The organism is Shewanella japonica (genome assembly GCF_002075795.1).
Classification (GTDB): Bacteria; Pseudomonadota; Gammaproteobacteria; order Enterobacterales; family Shewanellaceae; genus Shewanella; species Shewanella japonica.
This window is the reverse complement of the sequence record NZ_CP020472.1, coordinates 2,658,818-2,677,191: the sequence shown is the minus strand read 5'-3', so window position 1 is coordinate 2,677,191 and position 18,374 is coordinate 2,658,818. Positions and strand designations below refer to the sequence as shown.

General features: G+C 40.1%; 10 protein-coding genes and 1 pseudogene. 4 read left to right on the top strand and 7 right to left on the bottom strand.

The features are described 5' to 3' along the window. Positions 1–40: 40 nt before the first annotated feature. Positions 41–979, top strand: coding sequence for a DUF808 domain-containing protein (locus SJ2017_RS11355; RefSeq protein WP_080915832.1), 939 nt, complete (start codon positions 41–43; stop codon positions 977–979). Positions 980–1,172: 193 nt separating this feature from the next. On the opposite strand, the pseudogene SJ2017_RS11350 reads toward SJ2017_RS11355, so the two are convergent. From SJ2017_RS11350 to SJ2017_RS11340, 3 genes and pseudogenes are all read right to left on the bottom strand, one after another. After that, positions 1,173–3,664, bottom strand: a pseudogene (locus tag SJ2017_RS11350) (glycoside hydrolase family 15 protein). Positions 3,665–3,745: 81 nt separating this feature from the next. Then, entirely contained in the window at positions 3,746–5,323 is a 1,578-nt protein-coding gene (locus SJ2017_RS11345) for an MFS transporter (RefSeq protein ID WP_080915831.1), read from the bottom strand. A 522-nt stretch (positions 5,324–5,845) separates the two neighbouring features. Next, positions 5,846–7,942 carry a glycoside hydrolase family 97 protein gene (locus SJ2017_RS11340; protein WP_156003240.1) on the bottom strand — a complete coding sequence of 699 codons (2,097 nt, stop codon included), beginning with the start codon at positions 7,940–7,942 and terminating at the stop codon, positions 5,846–5,848. A 475-nt stretch (positions 7,943–8,417) separates the two neighbouring features. On the opposite strand from SJ2017_RS11340, the gene SJ2017_RS11335 reads away from it, so the two are divergent. Both SJ2017_RS11335 and SJ2017_RS11330 read left to right on the top strand, forming a co-directional pair. Next, entirely contained in the window at positions 8,418–10,670 is a 2,253-nt protein-coding gene (locus tag SJ2017_RS11335; protein WP_167692915.1) for a molybdopterin-containing oxidoreductase family protein, read from the top strand. 24 nt (positions 10,671–10,694) lie between these two features. After that, positions 10,695–11,237: a 4Fe-4S dicluster domain-containing protein gene (locus tag SJ2017_RS11330; RefSeq protein WP_055026013.1), complete on the top strand. Its 543-nt coding sequence runs from the start codon at positions 10,695–10,697 to the stop codon at positions 11,235–11,237. A gap of 210 nt (positions 11,238–11,447) precedes the next feature. On the opposite strand, the gene SJ2017_RS11325 is transcribed toward SJ2017_RS11330, so the two are convergent. Continuing rightward, positions 11,448–11,891, bottom strand: coding sequence for a hypothetical protein (locus tag SJ2017_RS11325; protein ID WP_080915828.1), 444 nt, complete (start codon positions 11,889–11,891; stop codon positions 11,448–11,450). Positions 11,892–12,071: 180 nt separating this feature from the next. Between SJ2017_RS11325 and SJ2017_RS11320 the strand changes: the two genes are divergently transcribed. Further along, positions 12,072–12,731: a TorD/DmsD family molecular chaperone gene (locus tag SJ2017_RS11320; protein ID WP_080915827.1), complete on the top strand. Its 660-nt coding sequence runs from the start codon at positions 12,072–12,074 to the stop codon at positions 12,729–12,731. A 73-nt stretch (positions 12,732–12,804) separates the two neighbouring features. Here the strand turns inward: SJ2017_RS11320 and SJ2017_RS11315 are convergent, their stop codons facing one another. The 3 genes from SJ2017_RS11315 to SJ2017_RS11305 all read right to left on the bottom strand — a co-directional run bounded on the left by SJ2017_RS11315 (position 12,805) and on the right by SJ2017_RS11305 (position 18,293). Further along, a complete protein-coding gene (locus SJ2017_RS11315) occupies positions 12,805–14,781 on the bottom strand; it encodes an alpha-amylase family glycosyl hydrolase (RefSeq protein WP_080915826.1) in 1,977 nt (658 codons plus the stop codon). Between the two features lie 63 nt (positions 14,782–14,844). Then, a complete protein-coding gene (locus SJ2017_RS11310) occupies positions 14,845–16,740 on the bottom strand; it encodes a glycoside hydrolase family 13 protein (RefSeq protein WP_080915825.1) in 1,896 nt (631 codons plus the stop codon). 56 nt (positions 16,741–16,796) lie between these two features. Beyond that, entirely contained in the window at positions 16,797–18,293 is a 1,497-nt protein-coding gene (locus SJ2017_RS11305) for a tryptophan halogenase family protein (protein WP_080915824.1), read from the bottom strand. Positions 18,294–18,374 lie beyond the last annotated feature (81 nt).

The window sequence follows — 18,374 nt, the reverse complement described above, 5'->3', positions numbered from 1 at the left end:
TAGTCAAAACAAGAACTTTGACGACAAACAAGGACGAGATATGGCTGGCGCAAGTTTATTAATGTTATTGGATGACATTGCTGCAATTTTGGATGATGTTGCTGCTATGAGTAAAGTTGCTGCCAGAAAAACAGCAGGTGTGTTGGGAGACGATTTAGCGCTAAATGCTCAGCAAGTATCAGGTGTTGCCTCTGAACGTGAATTACCTGTTGTGTGGGCCGTTGCTAAGGGCTCTTTTCTCAATAAATTAATTCTTGTTCCAGCTGCTTTATTAATCAGTGCTTTTATTCTTTGGGCAATAACACCGCTGCTCATGTTTGGTGGGTTATTTTTATGCTTTGAAGGATTTGAAAAAGTCCATCATTGGTATGTTCATCGTAAAGATAGGCAAACTGACTTGTCAGAGCAGGCTGTTATAGAAAAATCAGCAGAAGATATTGCGGCTTTTGAAAAGACAAAAGTGAAGGGGGCAATTAGAACTGATTTTGTATTATCAGCAGAGATCATTGCGATTAGCTTGGGTGTTGTGGCTCAAAGCAGTTTGTTAAGTCAGTTTTTAACCTTAAGTGTCATTGCGATTATTATGACTGTTGGCGTTTATGGATTGGTAGCAGGCATTGTTAAGATTGATGATTTAGGGTTGTACTTAACAAAACGACAAGGTAAAGGGGCCTTAGTTGCTTTTTGGCATAAGCTTGGTTTTGGTCTATTAACCTCTGCACCGTACTTAATGAAAGGACTAACAATTGTCGGCACGATAGCAATGTTCATGGTAGGTGGAGGTATTCTGACACATGGTATTCATCAAGTTAGCGGTTTAATTACACAAACAGCGCTATGGATTGCTGAAGTCGAATATGTGGGCTATGTACTGGCATTTATAACACCAAGCATACTCAATGCGATTCTTGGTTTTATTGCCGGTGCCATTGCCGTATCGATATTTTCGCTATTTGCTAAACTAAAGCAAGGACAATAAACGTCAAAACGCTTAGGTATTCGCTAGGTTTGTTTTAGCAAACTCCAAAATAAAAATGCCACTCATTGAGTGGCATTTTTCGATTTGTGGGTGTTGAACTGAAGATTTTGAATTTTCTGAATTCAATAACTCATTCTTTTAGCGATAGTTAATAATTTGCTTTGAACGCAAGCCATCTATCTAAATCTACAAGTTATTCAGCCAGTTTATCCGCAACAACAGGATAGAAATCCCATACTGCTTTGTCAGTCATCGAGCGAACTAACTTAACGTATTCAGCATGTGTCCAAGCAAGTGGTGTTGCTGAGTTAGTGCCTTGACCCATCGCGTAGTTATAACGAGTTGGATTACCAACACCATCCCAAGCTTGTTCTGGCAACATTAAGCCTTCATTAGCAAATGTTTCCATACCTTGAACGTAGGTATTAATTAATTGCTGGTGGACTTCTGGCGTTAAACTACCGGTCGATTTGGCAAGTGCCAACTCATAATGACCACGTTCACCGGTAAAGAATGGCCATACTCTGCCTCGTTGATCGGCGGTATTACCTTGCTCAGCATAGCTGAAACCAGTTGTGATATCTTCGCCATAACCATCATTACCATATCGACGGTAACCCGGAATTTTGCTGCCATCTTTGGCAGTAAATTCATATTTAACACGAAGATTATGCTCAAGAGTTGTATCGTCAATCAGCATGACGCTGTTCTGAATGATACCATCTGTAGCATCCTTAACACCGTAACGAACTAATTCAAGAAAACCGCCGTCTAGAATCTGGCGCTGATCTAACCCTGGCTTACCATTATTATCCAGTAATTTATCAGCATTATTTGGGTTTCCGTTTGGACTGATACGCACATAGTAAGGTTTACCTTCTTTGGCAAGTTCGCCATTGTTAGTTACCATAGTGGTTTCAAGGCTTGCTTCTAGTTCTTTGGCTAACGTTAGATATTCACCTGCTTTTTCATCGTTAACTAGTTGGGCAATATCACTGGCTGCCACTAATCCTGCAATGACAGCTGCAGTTGTCGAAGGTGAGAATCCTGCTTGTTCTTCCCAGCGCTCTTGTTGGGTACTTGGCGGAGTTATTTCAGTATCGTTCCAGTCTAATTTAACTTTACCCCCAGTGACTAAAAAGTCTGCAGCGGGTTTTAACATGTCTTGGTACCACTGAGTGATTTCAGCATCAGTTAATACGCCAGCTTGCCATAACTTCCACCCCAACATAATTGGCATCGCCGTTTGGTCTAACTGCACGCCAACCCATTCAATTTGACCGTCAACATGTGTTTTTTGTAAGAACCAACCAGGCGTGCCAACATATTCAGGCGTTTGCTGACTAACTTGCACTTTTTTCAAGTATTCAAAAGCCACTTTTGGCGTTTCAAGATCGCCCATAGCAAGAAAGGCCATTGCACATTGATAAAAGTCACGTGGCCAAACTGCTTTATAGCCTGTACTACCGACTTTAGCTGAGACTGAGTCACCCCATGGGTTTGATAGCGAAGCAATTAATGCTCCGGCATGGGTTTTATCTTCTTGCGCTTTTAGCACTAACGCACTGGTATAAAGTAATTTGCCATCATCAGTAGTATTGCTGCTCATGGCATTAAGTGCGGGTAAACCAGTTAAGTAGTCTTTCCAGCCAAGGTGTTTATCGTCACCTAAATAAGCACTTAATAATTTGTCGTAACCTGCAGAAAGCGTGGCTTCAACATTAGCTAAGCTTTGGGCTTTGTCTGCACCAAAACCAATAGCCACATTCATTTCTAAGGTGTTTTCACCAGTGGCTTTGTTGAGCGTCTTGTACTGAGCAGTTAACGCAACGTTACCGACAGTTTCTGATGCTTTACTGGTAGATTGATAGATGTTGTCCAGTACGCCATTATCTGCCAAATCTACTAAGCCGTCTGAGTGGCCAATAAATCCTGCTGAAGCTTTTGTAAAGTCTACATCGGATTTAATCGTCATCACAGATGAGTCTTTAGCATTGGTGTAAGCAACAAGTGCTTGCTCTTCAATACTCGCAATATCGTTAGCACCGCTATTATCTACATGCGGGTTGGCGTATAAATGAGGGGTTATTCCATCAGCAAAAGCGGTAAAAATAACTTTCATCATCATACTGTCACGGTTTGGATCAGTGAAAAAATGCTTTTCTATCTGATATTGGCCGTTTTAGCTTTATTAATGACTTTGTATGCTAATGAAAGTGGGCGGCCATGTTCATCGTGATGTAGGTATTCGATGGTGCTGATCGTGTCATCTTTTTCTGTATCGACAAACCCTTCACCAGTGATGATAAATTGCATTTCTTTTAGTTGTGCATTGTGGATCATGCCATACATGGTTTCGGTTAAGATCCCTTGTGCGAGTGAAAACCACACTTTACTGACTGGGTTCTCAGTTGTTCCTTGGTACTGACCGTCAATGTAAGGCTCATAAGATGTACCGATACCAGTCTTACCAGAAAAAGCCCATGTAGGCGCAGCACCTGGCGCGCCTGGTGCTATTTGCACTTGAGTCACTGCTGAACTGGTGTCTGTTGATGTTGGAACATCTTTGTTGGCTGTTGTTTCTGAACAAGCCGATAAAGCGAAAATAGAGGCGCCAATCATTGCAATATTGATCGCACTTGCCAGTGTAGATTTTTTATAACTGTTAATGCTTTTACCCATCATGTGTAACTTTCCCCAATCAAGATCCGCGTATAGTCACGAAACGTTTTATAATTTGAATAATCAGAAATATGACTCAATAACTTATTGTTTTGGTTGGTCTACAAACAACACTGCGATACCCGCAATAATCATAAACACACCGCCAGTAATTAATGCAAAGATTGGCTCTCCATCAAATAATGTATTAAGAATTACGCCTAAAACACTGGCCGCAAGCAATTGAGGGATAACAATGAAAAAGTTAAATATTCCCATAAATACCCCCATTTTCTTAGGTGGTAAGATCCCAGATAGCATTGCGTACGGTACTGATAAGATTGACGCCCAAGCGATGCCGACTCCAATCATAGGTATCCAAAGTAGGGCAGGATCGCTAATGAAATAAAAGCTGATAAGCCCCAAACCACCCAATGTTAAATTGATGGTATGTGTGAATCTTATTCCGACTGCTTTTGCTAGAAACGGTATTGCAATCGCAGCAACAGCAGCAAAACCATTATATGAAGCGAATAGCATACCGACCCAATCAGCGCCATCATTGTAGGCTTTGGTCAGTACATCACTGGTACCGTAATGGTAAGAGGTGACTGCTGAAGTGGTATAAATCCACATCGCGAATAAGGCAAACCATGAAAAGAATTGTACGATGGCCAATTGGTGCATGGCTTTTGGCATATGGAATAAATTATCAACTACGTTAAATACCATGCCTAGACTTTCGCGCTCAGCGATGTCATTTGGATTAACTTTTGCGAGGGCTTTGGCGCAGTAAAATTGCAAAGGGCCAAATACAAAAATACCGATGGTCAATATATAAAGCTGCTTATCTAACGAAAGGCCAAAAACTAAACCTGTTAAACCACCACCAATCGCCATCCAAAGCATAGAAGCAAATTGATATTGCTTAGCTGTTCTAGTGCGGCTATCACTATTGTTTTCAGCTATTAATTCTTCATCATTTTCTTGATGAAAAGAGGCCAGTTCTTCAGGTGAATATTCTTTAGAGGTTACGATGGTCCATCCAACCGCGAGGAATAAAACGGCGCCACCAAAATAAAATGCGTAACGTACCGAGTCGGCAATTTCGCCTTCAGGAGCAGTATTCGCCACATCAAAATAGTTGGTTAATAAATACGGCAAGGCTGACGCTACAACGGCGCCGATTCCAATAAAGAAGCTTTGCATCGCATAGCCTTGAGTACGCTGAGACTTTGGTAGGTTATCTCCAACAAACGCACGAAATGGCTCCATGGCAATGTTAATTGAGGCATCCATGATCCAAAGCATGCCCGCTGCGACCCATAAAACTGGAGAATGCGGCATGATAAATAAAGCGAGTGTGGTACAAACTGCGCCAATTAAAAAATAAGGGCGACGGCGACCTAGTCCATTCCATGTATTATCACTTAAGTAGCCAATAATGGGCTGGACGATAAGTCCTGTTAACGGAGCAGCAATCCATAAGATTGGAATTTCATCAATCTCAGCGCCTAGGGTTTGAAAAATACGGCTGACATTAGCGTTTTGAAGTGCAAAACCAAATTGGATCCCCAAAAATCCAAAACACATATTGAAAATTTGCCAGAAGTTTAATTCTGGTTGCTGACGAAGCGATTGTTTATTCGGTGTACCCTGATGCGATGTATTATCGGCAGACATGTATCTTCCTTTATCTTCCATTATAAATGGGCTGTTCAGCATCATGGCTGAATTCTTATTGTTACTTGTTATTTTGCTAGGTATTCATTTCGGCTTGATTAGACGATAGTTAAAAAAATGGCGAATACACATCTCCCTAAGACGGGTATTCGCCAAAGACCTCGTATTCTGACTTCGATTGATAAAGAAGTTAGAAAGGTTCTTAAACCTGACACAATCCGATGAAGGTGATGCGCCAGTAACGACCTAGCCCATTTCATCCCCACAAGCAGAGGAAGAAATTTAGCAGGTTTTATATTAGCCTTGTGGTGGATTTTGGTACAACTAATTACATACGTATTCATCATTTATGCACAACGAAAACTGATCATATTTGTAACAAGGTTGTGGAGTGTTTTCTTAAATGTCATGGCGTCTTCGGTGTTGTTTTTTTGTGAGCTAAGGCAATGTAAATGAAGAAAAACCTGATGGCAACAATCACTTTGCGCATCAGGTTTTTGGGGGGAGACTTAAAGTTGAGTGTTAATCGAATGGGATAAAACGAATCGCTACACCGCCGCTGGTGGCAAGGGCTAATGTTAAGGTATCTTTCGCTGTTACTTGCTTGTTTTCAATAACATAATCGTATGGATTGGTCTTCCAATCAGCTTCGGCTCCATCACGATATATTTGTGCTTGATAGGATTTATCAGATGATAAAAAGTCTAACTTGATTGTTAACTCCCGCTCAGATTCGTCGGTTAGTGCGCCTAAATACCAATCCTCTGAAGCGCGGTCTTTTCGTGCAAAGGCAACAAAATCACCAATCTCGCCAGCGACTGCAATACTCTCGCTCCAATCCGTTGGTACATCTTGAATGAATTTAAATGCATCTAATCGTTCAACGTAATTTCTTGGTAAATCAGCTGCCATTTGAATTGGACTGTATAGTACAACATACAAAGCCAGTTGTTTTGCGAGGGTTGTCTGGACGCGGTTAACGGCATCAAGTCCCTCAGGGGCAAGATTAAAAATACCCGGAGTGAAGTCCATCGGTCCTGATAGCATGCGTGTATATGGCAATATTGAGGTATGCTCTGGACTGTTAGGAGGCGTTCCCCATGCATTAAATTCTTGTCCGCGAGCGCCTTCACGAGAAATCCAGTTAGGGTAGGTTCGTCTTAAACCAGTGTCTTTTATTGGCTCGTGAGTATTAATACTAATTTGACGTTTAGCAGCTTCTGTAATGCTATGAAGATACTCATTAACCATAAATTGACCATCATGCCATTCATGGCGAACAATACCTTGCGAGTCGACTCGCTTAATGTCGCCACCATCAGCAACATAACCTGTTTTGATTTGTGTTACGCCGTGTTGCTTATATAAATCATAAGCGTCACTCATTTGATTGCGGTAGTTGGTCACAGAACCTGAAGTTTCATGATGGCCAATTAAACGCACATTGTTGTTTGCTCCATGTGCACTGACAGCATCAATATCAAAATCATCATAAGACTGAGTAAAACTGAATACATCACCGTTATGGAACCAGCTTCCATCCCAACCAAGATTCCAGCCTTCAACGAGAACACCATCAAAACCGTACTTAGCTGCAAAATCCATATAACGTTTCGTTTCTGAGGTGGTTGCACCGTGTTTTTCGCCAGAACCCCAAGTGTTTTCATTAATGTGCATCCCCCACCAAATACCGACGTATTTACCAGGTTCAACCCATGAAACATCACCGAGTTTGTTCGGTTCATTCAGGTTAAGGATTAAATCTGAATTGAGAAGTCCTGTTGCTGCATCAGCAATTTGAATAGTGCGCCAAGGGGTAGTGAAACCAGGTTGAGTTTTGACTAAGGTGCCATCAGACCAAGGGGTGAGATCGGCTTTAAGCGTGCCATCTCGGCGCTGATCTAATACCATCGCTGCGTAATCTGTTAGAGCCGCTTCATGAATACTTAAGTGAAGCCCTGAAGTTAATTTGTAAGTGAAAGGTGTGTGGGCACGGTCGACTTTGTTAACCGATGTTGTTTGATATAAATACTCATAACGGTTCCAGCCTCGGCCAGGGATCCACCACGCAGTTGCATGATGCGCATCAGGAACGGAAAATTCTGTCAGCTCATTTGTGATATTAAGGTGAGTCACTTTATCAAATGACGCTTGCTTGGGGACGAGATATCTAAATCCGATACCGTCATCAAATACTTTGAACTCCAGTGCAAATTGGTGCCGACCATTAGAAAAAGTCGCTGTCAGCTTATTATGGTTGTCGTCTATCCATTCACGCTCGCCCCAAGGTTGTTGCCATCGAGAAGAGTGCGTTGACTTACTGGACTCTGTAATATCAAAACCGCTACCAAATTCACCAAATGTTTCAAAAACTAACCCTAGTCTTGAATTAAGTACGGCTTCTTTACCGTTAAAAGTTACTTTATATTCCGGTCTGTCACCGTCATCGGTCAAGCTAACTGAAATACGCTTATCTGGAGAATTTACGGTTACTGTTTTTGCGAGAGCCGATTGGTGGGCGCCAAGCAAAACAAGACTAATTAATAAAGGTAGACGAGCTAAATTTCTTTTGGGTAGCAGCGAGACATTAGGTTGAGACTTCCTTGAAACCGGCGACATTGACAACTCCATTATAGATTTAATTATTTTTGTAACTTCATACTAGAGCTGTTCATATTTTTGCCGCAATTGACTGCATACGTATTCAAACCAAAAATTCGCAATGCTGATTTCAAAAATTAGAATTTGTTGTTTTTAAATACACTTTGCTGAGGGATAAATTTTTGGTAAGTCTTAGTTTGCACTTTTTAGGAAAATAACTGGATGTAACAGTGAATGTTTGATACTGACAATGTAAATATTGATCGTGCTGATACATTTGTTTTTATTTTTACTGCTTTAAATTTTTAATGAGATATTTACTAACAATAACTTTTGATATGTGAAAACTTGATATCCAAAAGATGAAACTGTGATAGCGTTAAATGATTTTCTAAATGTTTGAACAGATTATATTTTTTAATCTTTTTTTGTTAACAAAACACGACTATTTGCTATGGTTTTTTTGAATAACAATAAGGATTAAATGATGGCAATGAACAGACGTAGTTTTTTAAAAGGCAGTAGTGCTTTTGCATTTTCTGCGAGTATCATGGGGTGTTCTAGTAGCGATGATGACAATACAACAGAACCACCTGTAACAGAGCCGCCAACACCTGAACCCGACGGTGTTTTTCATACAACATGTCCAAGAAACTGTGGTGATAGATGTAGCCTGCTAGTTTCAACTAAAGATGGGGTTGCGGTTTCTGTTAGTGGCGATCCTTCGCATCCTGTTACTGCAGGTACGCCATGTGTAAAAGGCCATGCGTATCTCGAATCAATTTACAGTCCTGACCGCATACAGCAACCAATGAAACGCGTTGGTCCTCGTGGTCCTGGCGCAACCTTCGAGCCAATTAGTTGGGAACAAGCTAATAGCGAAATTGCTGCAAAATTAAATGAAGTTATTGATACCTATTCTGGTAATGCCATTGTGCCTTATTTCTATTCAGGCTATAGCGGCATTGGTGCCAGTTCAGGTGCTAACCGTTTCTTTAACCGAATTGCGAGCCGTAATTTACAACGAAACATCTGTGCTAGTGCGGGTTATTCTGGCATGAGCTCAATTTTAGGCGAGTTCTCCGGTCCGAGCCCAGAAGATTACGTCAATACCAAGTGTTTTGTATCGTGGGGAACAAACGAACAAGCGACCAATATTCATCACTTAAAATTTATCAATGAAGCACGTGATAAAGGGGCAAAAGTACTGGTAGTTAACCCAGCAAGAACGCCGCTAGCATCACAGGCAGATATCTGGTTACAACCGACACCAGGGACTGATGCAACATTGGTTATTGGTATTGCTAAGATATTGATTGAAGAAAGCTTGCATGATACTGGGTTTATTGAATCGTATACCCAAGACTATGATGCGTTATTGGCAAGATTAGAAGAATTTACCCATGAGCAAATTGAAGCTGAAACAGGGGTAAGCAAGTCACAGTATCAGTCTTTTGCAAGAGCTTATGCTGGCGCTGAATGTGCAATGATCCGTATTGGTTATGGCTTACAACGTACACTAAATGGTGGGCGTATGGTAAAAGCTATTCCAACGCTAGCTGCTTTAACAGGTAATATTGGTAAAGTCGGTGCAGGCGTTGTGTATCTGAACACTCAAGCTGGTGGGTTGTTTGACTGGGCATATTCTGGCGGTAGTCATTTAACACCAGAAGATGCTGTAAGAGATACTGTCAATATTAGTGAAATTGGTAAATCACTTCTGCCAGAAGATTATCAGCATGAAGACGGTCAAGTCGGCCCATTAGCGTTTGACGAACCATGCGATCCAATTAAAGCGATGATTGTATATTCAAGTAACCCGATTGCTATTGCTCCTGATGCTGATTTAATTGAAATTGGATTAATGCGGGATGACTTATTTTTAGTCGGGATTGATCTATTCCAAACCGATACCATGGACTACGTTGATTATTTACTGCCAACCTCAAGTTACATTGAGCAAGCTAATATGATTGATAGTTACCACTGTTATTATGCTAAACACAGCACGCAAGCGATTAGCCCGTTATATCAGTCAAAACCAGATACCATTATCTTCCAAGATTTAGCTAAAGCCATGGGTTACAGCGACCCTGAGTTTAGTGAAAGTATTGAGGATATTTTACGTGGTACTTGGAAGGGCAACATTAGCTACGATGAACTCTGTGTTCAAAACTGGGATAGCCCAGTGGTTGATTACCCATTCCGTAAAAATTATGACTTCCCAACGCCTAGCGGAAAAATTGAATTTAAAGACACCAGTGGTACTTATTTCGATCCTGAAAAATTCAATCCTGTTATCGATACTGGTACGCCAGAGTCAGATGACTTTGTCACCAAAGGCATGACAGATGATGAAAAATCACGTGAATTCCGTTTACTTTCACCAGCGCATCCCAAGCTGAGTAACTCGCAATGGGCAAACGTTAAGTATATTGAAGGCACTTTCCCGCAACATATGGTTTATATTCACCCAGATGATGCTATGCGCAAAGGGATCAGTGATGGCGACCAAGTTAAGTTAACGGCAAGTCGTTATGGTCAGCGTGATGTGGTGATTCAATACACTGCAAGAGTTGAAGCTATGACACCAGCAGGAACAATTTTCGCTTGGAAAAATGCATGGAAAAAACTCAATGAAAACGGCAGTGGCACTGCTATTAATCAGCTTACCAATAGTGAATTAACCGATATGAACTTTGGTTCAACTTTCCACTCAACTCGTGTTGATATCGCTTTGGCGTAATCCATTACATTAAGGAAAAAACAAATGTCTGAACAAAAATGTTTTGTATTTCGCCAAGAAAACTGTGTCGGCTGTGAAGCATGTACCGTCGCTTGCCAAGCAGGTAACGACGTCAATGAATTCGTTACTTTGCGCGATATTAGCCAAGGCGAAAAAATAAATAGTGAAGGTAGAGAAGTTTCGGTATTTTTATCTCAGTCTTGTCACCATTGTGAGTCACCGGTTTGTGTCGAGAAATGTCCACAAGGTGCGATGATCCAACGAGATGATGGCATTGTATACATAGATGAATCTACTTGTATTGGTTGTGGTGTTTGCCATTATGCGTGTCCTTATGATGCGCCTAAGATCGACCCAAGTCGAGGTGTGCTAACCAAATGTGATATGTGCAAGGATAGGCTTGATCTCGGTGAAAAACCTTTCTGTGTAACGGGATGTCCCGTACAGGTTCTTGATGTGATGGATCTCAGTGAGGCGTTAGCGTTACCTGGTGCGAGTATGTCAGGTGATGGTCATCAAGATTTAGGTACTGCGCCAAGTACAGTCTTTATTAAATTAAGAGGTTAGTGACTGACAAATCGTTAATAATATGAGCATTTAAAATATTAATGTCCTTTTTAAAGCTCAAAATGAAATGCTGTTATGTAAAAGCCTGTTAATTTAACAGGCTTTTTTAATACTAAAGTATAGTTTTTTAGACGAACAATAATAAATAAAGATTTGTTATCTAGGTGACAGAGTTTTTAATGTTTTTTTATAAACTAGCTTTAAAAATCATTACACAGTAAATCGAGTATTACGTCTTTGATTTAAATTTCTGATATGCTTATCCCAGTTATTTGCAACTTGAATAACTGAACTTGCTTGCTCTAATAATGCTTGTTCATGGGATAAATCAATATCTAATGCAAAACCTCTTGCTAAAGCAATGATAGAGTAGTCGGTTTTTGTAATGGTTTCTTGATTAATACTTTTATTAATTACGACGCTGAAGCCGTTAAAAAAAGCGCTTAATAATTCAGACTCCGTTAAGGTTTTAGGAAAGGTTTCCACACGTCTGAAGTCATTAATTACCATACTTGCAAGCTTTCTGCTGATAGCATCTATCGATTTTGCTGGGTTAGATGATGCTAACCACACAGCTTCATTCTTTAAGGTGTTTTCGATAGCACTGGCCAATTCGGCTGCTCGCCATCTTTCTTTAAAGCTCATGACTAACATAGTTTACCTATTATTAATAAACCGCATTGAAACATCATACGAATTTTTTAAGCATTGAATAATGATCTAAATCACTGTGCTTACAAATCATCGCTATTACTTTTTATAACTGGAAATGCATCACAGATATTAATAATAACCTGAAATAATATGGTGTAAATTAAATAATAAGGAATAAACATGAGTAATTCAGATAACGTTAAATCTATAGCGTTAATGTTTAATATTTTAGCTGAAATTTTTTATCGAAATCCTGATGAAGAATTTAAAAATACCTTATCTGAACTCGATATATCAATATTCATAACAAATAAAACGAATTTGCAAGATCTAGCTTTATTAAAAATAGATGAAATTAAACAGTTAGCATCACAACTGCCATTATTAGCACTTAAACAAGATTTTAATGCCTTATTTGTGAGGCCGAAGGGCAAGTTAGCGTATCCTTGGGGATCAGTCTATTTAAATAAACAAAATCGTTTATTTGACCATACAACGCTTGCCTTTATGGACTTTTGTAAGCTCCAAGATCTTAATTTTAATCTTGAACATAATGAACCGACAGATCACTTTAGCCTGATGTTAGTTGCTTTGGTGCATTGTTTAGAACTTGATAGTGTCTCAGGCTTAGCATCTAGCCAAGGTGAAGAGGGGACAAGTCGAACAGAGGTGCTACTGAGCCAACATCTTTTACCTTGGAGTGAACGGTTTTTAACCTTGGTTATAGATAACGATAATAGTGGCTTATACAGTGCAGCAGCGCAGTTAAGCAAGCTATTGTTGGCTGATTTAACTGCCGAGCTGAGTATTACCGTTGTTGAAGTTGAGTTATATAAATAAATCGTTGTAATAAATGTAAATAAAAAGCCAGATAACATGGCTATCTGGCTTAAACGATTAATGATGAAAGACGTTATAGTTCAATCATTAACACACTAGATTGTAATGGTTTTAGCGTTATCGATATTGTGCCAATATCTTGATTAACCGTCATCTCAGTCTGTTCTTCAGTCGTTAGTAAATCTGTCATCTTATAAACACCATCAGTTAAGCTTACCGCTTTAAGCAAGGCTTTAGGTAAACTTAACGTTAAGTCTGTTGCTTCTTGTTGACTAAAATTGCTGATGACAACGATAAATTGGTTTTCATCATAACGGCTAAATGCAAACAGCTTGTCTGAGTAACCATTTTTTGTTGCTACAGATGCATCACGGTTATGTGTATCTAGCTCAAAATATTCGCCATTGAGTGCAGATGCAGTATGGCTTAAATTTAACAATGTTTGATAGTAAGCACGAAGAGATTTCTCTGCTTCAGTTGATTGCCCGCCATCAAATTTACCATTGTTCATCCAACGTTGATGCGCTGGTACGCCCACATAATCAAAGATACTCGTACGTGTGGCCTGACCGAAACCTGCGTTTTCAGCGCCTTTTTCACCGACATCTTGACCGAAATACAAAAGAGTAGGTGAACGGCTAATCGTGGTCGATACGACCATAGCTGGTAAGGCTGCTTCAGGACTACCAGCAAAATCAGTGGTATTGATCCTTTGTTCGTCATGGTTCTCTAAAAAGTGCAGCATATGCTCTTCAATATCCGCGACTTTGGCCTGATCAACGGCTATTTGAGATGTAGCAGTTTTACCATGAATAATGTCTTTTAATGTGTCGTATAAATCGACCTTATCATAAAGGTAGTCCATCTTTCCTAGGTGAATATAGTCACGATACAGACTTGGGTTATAGACTTCGGCTAATAAAAAAGCGTCTGGATTGATGTGTTTAATATTACTGTTCAAATAGCTCCAGAATTCTACAGGAACCATCTCTGCCATATCATAGCGAAAACCATCAACCCCTTTTGCTAACCAAAACTCGGTGATGTCTTTAAACTTAATCCATGAATCAGGTATGGCTGTTGGCAGTTGAGATTGCCAAAACAAGTAATGCTCAGCAGGGTTCTTTTTATTGAATCCTTCAGGAAGTGTAGGGAAGTCATAGGTACCGTCAGGTTTGACACCATAGTTAACTTTTACAGTTTCATACCAATCATTCGCATCTGGCTTTGCTAATCGCGATCCATTCCCTGTCCATTTAGCAGGGCTTTCTTCAAATAATTTATCTGAAAGTGGATGTCGTTCGCTGCCTAAAGGCTGCTTTCCTTGATGACTGTCAGGCACTTGAAATGCTTGATCTACAATATAGTAAAAGTTGTTATTTTTAGCGTATTCCACATTAGTGTCATCGTTTTGGCCAAAATTACGATGACTAGGTAAGCTAGATGATTGATCAATCGACTCATAGCGCCTTGCAACGTGATTCGGCACGATATCGATAACCACTTTCATGCCATTGTTGTGGGTGCGCAATATAAGTGATTCAAACTCATTTAAGCGATTAGCAGGATCATCAGCTAAATCAGGGTTAACGTTATAATAATCTTTTACTGCATAGGGAGAACCTGCACGGCCTTTTACAACGTCAGGATCATCATTACTGATCCCATAATCAGTGTAGTCATTGATCAATGCATGATGGGGCACACCTGTGTACCAAACGTGCGTGGTTCCAAGTGATTTTATGTCCTGTAAGGCAACATCAGTAAAATCACTAAACTTACCGACACCATTTTCATCTATGGTTCCCCAGGGTTTGTTGGTTGTATTGGTATTACCATATAAACGCGTGAAGACTTGATATATGACCGGCTTTCCAGTCAAAGCACTTGTGTTGTGTTGTGCTGTATCGTGAAGCTTATCTTCTGATTCTGCAATGTGATTTTCAATCGATGTGCTGGAGTGACTACACCCTGCAGCAAAAAATACGAGTGCGCTGGCGAGTACAGAAGTCCGCAGTTGTGGTTTATTATTACTTGATAGGGTATGCATAATTATCTCTTATTATTGCAGCGGTTTAGTTGAATAATTTAATCGCTGCAGTCATTTTTGTTATTAGTTAGATAAGCTTAAGATAATGACACCTTTTTCTTGTAAAGTGAGTGGCTTATCTAATGAATACGAATGTTGACTGAACAGTTCAACGCCTGAGGTATGCTGACTGAGCACTTCACTAAATCGATTTAAATCAAGCTCAACAGCGTTTTCATTTTTGTTGTATATGATCAGAATATCTTCATTTTTATCAGATTTTTGATAACGTCTTGCTTGCACGTAAACACCGTCTTTAGGCACGTAATGAGACAGGGTACCTTGTTGGATAGCAAGTGAGTTTTTACGAAAGTTTAATAAGGTCTTATTAAACGTTAGCGCATCTAATTGATCTGGCGTTAAGTTTGTTTGATCAAATACATTGGCTTTATCCGTTGGCCAGCCGCCAGGGAAATCACTGCGCACTAACCCATCATTTCGGTCTTTGGTTGGGCTAGTCATTAACACTTCTGTTCCATAAAACATTTGTGGAATACGGTTACTTGTCATCACATAAGTCATCGCCATTTTATACGTCGCTAAGTCTTCACCCATCAAACTGTATAGGCGGTTGGTATCATGGTTGCCCTCAAATAAGACTAAATCCGTCGGTTTGGCATAAATCACATCATTGGCAAGCATTTCATATAAAGTGATTAAGCCGCTTCCCCAGTCCTCTTTATCGGTTAAGCTTTTAATCATTTCTTCATATAGCGGAAAGTCCATCATGCTAGGAGTATGTGACACATAACCATCAGCATTTTGTTTTCCCGCTTGCCAGTAACTGACTGTAATCGGGTTCGCAGTCCATTCTTCACCGACAATATTGAAGTTTGGATATTCATCCATAATCGCTTTTGACCAGCGAGTTAAAAATGTCTTGTCGGCATATGAATAGGTGTCTTCACGGATCCCACTTAACCCTGCATATTCCACCCACCAAATGCTATTTTGAATCAGGTAATTTGCCATAAACTGATCATGTTGATTCATGTCAGGCATGGTGTCAGTAAACCATCCGTTTTCGAACTCGGCTCTGTCACTTTTCAGTGCGTAAGGGTCTTGTACTGTTGTTCTTCGATGGCTGGTATATAAGATATCAGATGGATTTTGTTGCCATTGTTGCTGGCCGTTTATCCAAGTTGAAGTTGGAAAATCTGCCATCCAGCGATGTCCTGAACCCATATGATTGACAATAACATCTTTAATAATTCCAATTCCGAACTGCTTCGCTTCTTCGACTAATGACTTGTATTCTTCGTTACTGCCAAGGCGGGGATCTATGTTGTAAAAGTCAGTGGTGGAATAACCATGATATGAATACTTTTGCTGATTATTTTCTAAAAGCGGGTTAATCCATAACTGGGTAACACCTAACTCGCTCAAGTAAGGAAGTGATTTACGGATCCCCATAATATCGCCGCCATGTCGACCATCTTTGTCTGCACGATTAACTTTTTCGAGCATATCTGGGTGGTTATCATTATCAGGGTTACCATTTACGAAACGATCGGGTGTTATTAGATAAATGACGTCTTTATTGCTAAAGCCTTGTCTGTCACGTGATCCTGGCTCACGTGCAAGGATAGGGTAATCAAAATGCTGCACTAGTTTATCGTTATCATAAATGGCGAACGTTAACATTTGTGGGTTGGCATTAGCTAGGTCAAGATCGACAAATAAGTGGTTATCGCTGCTAGATTGATGAACGTCAATTAATTTAACCCCATTAGCTTGGGCGAGTCTGATTTGTTTGTTGGCGATATTGTCACCATAAACCAGTAATTGGAGTTGGCTGTTATGCATGCCAGCCCACCATGACTCTGGCTCAACTGAAAATGATGATACTTCTGAAGCAACTGGCGCTGAAAACAGCAAACTTATTAGTAGTGGGTAAGCTAATTTAAACTGATCCGTCATATTATAAACCTTGCTTTATATATTTTATTTGGGGATGAGATTACTGGTTATAGCGTTTAAAGCCGCTGAATATAGTCATTATGTGTTGGCATATTAGTAACTGCACCAGAAATGATCTGTTTTACATTACTTAAAAACTCAGTGAGATCACTTTGGTTAATATTGTTAGCGAGTGGGTTATAATCTTTTGGTGTCACCCCTTGGCCAAGTAAGACCTGGATCCAAGCCGCTTCTGTAAACAGTTCATCTTGATATCGAGTGACTGCTCCCGTTGTTCTGAAACAGTCAATTTTTTGCTGTAATGATGCAGGTATTGGCATATCTCGACATTGTTGCCATAAGTCAGTTTTATTGGATGAACTGCTTCGTTGATTCACGTGATAATGTAAAATGATAAAGTCACGAATCTGTTCAAACTCCAACTTTGATTGACGGTTATATTCGTCAACGCTGGATTGTTGAATACCTTGATGTGGGAAGAACTTTGTTAATCGAATTATTGCCGACTGAACTAAATGTAAACTGGTTGATTCAAGGGGCTCAAGAAACCCACTGGAAAGACCAATAGCAACACAGTTTTTATGCCACTGCTTTTCACGTCTTCCAGTTGTAAAGCTTATCTTTTTGGGTTCAGCAAGTGGTTTTCCATCTAAATTGCTGAGCAATAACGATTTAGCTTCATCATCTGTTATATGCTGACTGCTATAAACGAGCCCATTTCCGGTACGATGTTGTAATGGTATACGCCATTGCCATCCTGCTTTATGAGCTATTGAGCGAGTGTAGGGGACTAATGGCTCACTGCGCTCACATGGCACTGCGTAAGCACTATCACACGGCAACCAATGTTGCCAATTCTCGTAACCGACATTTAATTGCTGGCCTATTAATAGTGCTGCAAACCCGGAACAATCAATGAACAAATCGCCGTTAATGACCTGGCCATCTTTAAGAGTAACCGATCGAATGTCGCCTTCTTGCTTGAGCTGTACTGAGCTAATGAATCCTTCAAGACGTTTTACTGATAAGTTTTCACTATATTGCCTTAGCATTTGGGCATAAAGAGATGCATCAAAATGATACGCATGCGTTATTCCAGCAAGAGGAGAGCCCTTAATTGTGTCTATAGGAGCAAATTTATTCTCTGCAGCAGCTTGATAGTTGAGTGAGTAACCCCAAAATGAATGAGCATTTTGAGGCGAGGATTTTAACCAATAATGATGAAATTGAGTGTAGCCAATATCCTTGCCAATATGGCCAAAAGCATGCATGTAGCTGTCTTTATCCTTACCCCAATTCTCAAATTGGATTCCTAGTTTAAAACTCGCTTGGGTTTGTTTGATAAAGTCAGCCTCGTTGATTCCAAGGACACTATTGAATATTTGAAGAGGAGGGATGGTCGCTTCACCGACACCAATGGTGCCAATGGACTCTGACTCAATCAATGTGATGTTAAGTTGAGCCTTAAATAGTTTGATTAACATGGCTGCGGTCATCCAACCAGAAGTACCGCCTCCAACAATTACAATGTCTTTTATTTTATTTTTATTCATAGTAATCGCCTTTTATTTGCCGGGTTGTAATAAACAGATTATGAAATAATAAAAAAGCCCCTGTAACAGGTTACAGAGGCT

What these genes read in the sequence shown, in the direction of transcription:
- SJ2017_RS11355 (WP_080915832.1), top strand. Translation starts at nt 41, where the DNA reads ATGGCTGGCGCAAGTTTATTAATGTTATTGGATGACATTGCTGCAATT.
- SJ2017_RS11345 (WP_080915831.1), bottom strand. Translation starts at nt 5,323, where the DNA reads ATGTCTGCCGATAATACATCGCATCAGGGTACACCGAATAAACAATCG.
- SJ2017_RS11340 (WP_156003240.1), bottom strand. Translation starts at nt 7,942, where the DNA reads ATGTCGCCGGTTTCAAGGAAGTCTCAACCTAATGTCTCGCTGCTACCC.
- SJ2017_RS11335 (WP_167692915.1), top strand. Translation starts at nt 8,418, where the DNA reads ATGAACAGACGTAGTTTTTTAAAAGGCAGTAGTGCTTTTGCATTTTCT.
- SJ2017_RS11330 (WP_055026013.1), top strand. Translation starts at nt 10,695, where the DNA reads ATGTCTGAACAAAAATGTTTTGTATTTCGCCAAGAAAACTGTGTCGGC.
- SJ2017_RS11325 (WP_080915828.1), bottom strand. Translation starts at nt 11,891, where the DNA reads ATGTTAGTCATGAGCTTTAAAGAAAGATGGCGAGCAGCCGAATTGGCC.
- SJ2017_RS11320 (WP_080915827.1), top strand. Translation starts at nt 12,072, where the DNA reads ATGAGTAATTCAGATAACGTTAAATCTATAGCGTTAATGTTTAATATT.
- SJ2017_RS11315 (WP_080915826.1), bottom strand. Translation starts at nt 14,781, where the DNA reads ATGCATACCCTATCAAGTAATAATAAACCACAACTGCGGACTTCTGTA.
- SJ2017_RS11310 (WP_080915825.1), bottom strand. Translation starts at nt 16,740, where the DNA reads ATGACGGATCAGTTTAAATTAGCTTACCCACTACTAATAAGTTTGCTG.
- SJ2017_RS11305 (WP_080915824.1), bottom strand. Translation starts at nt 18,293, where the DNA reads ATGAATAAAAATAAAATAAAAGACATTGTAATTGTTGGAGGCGGTACT.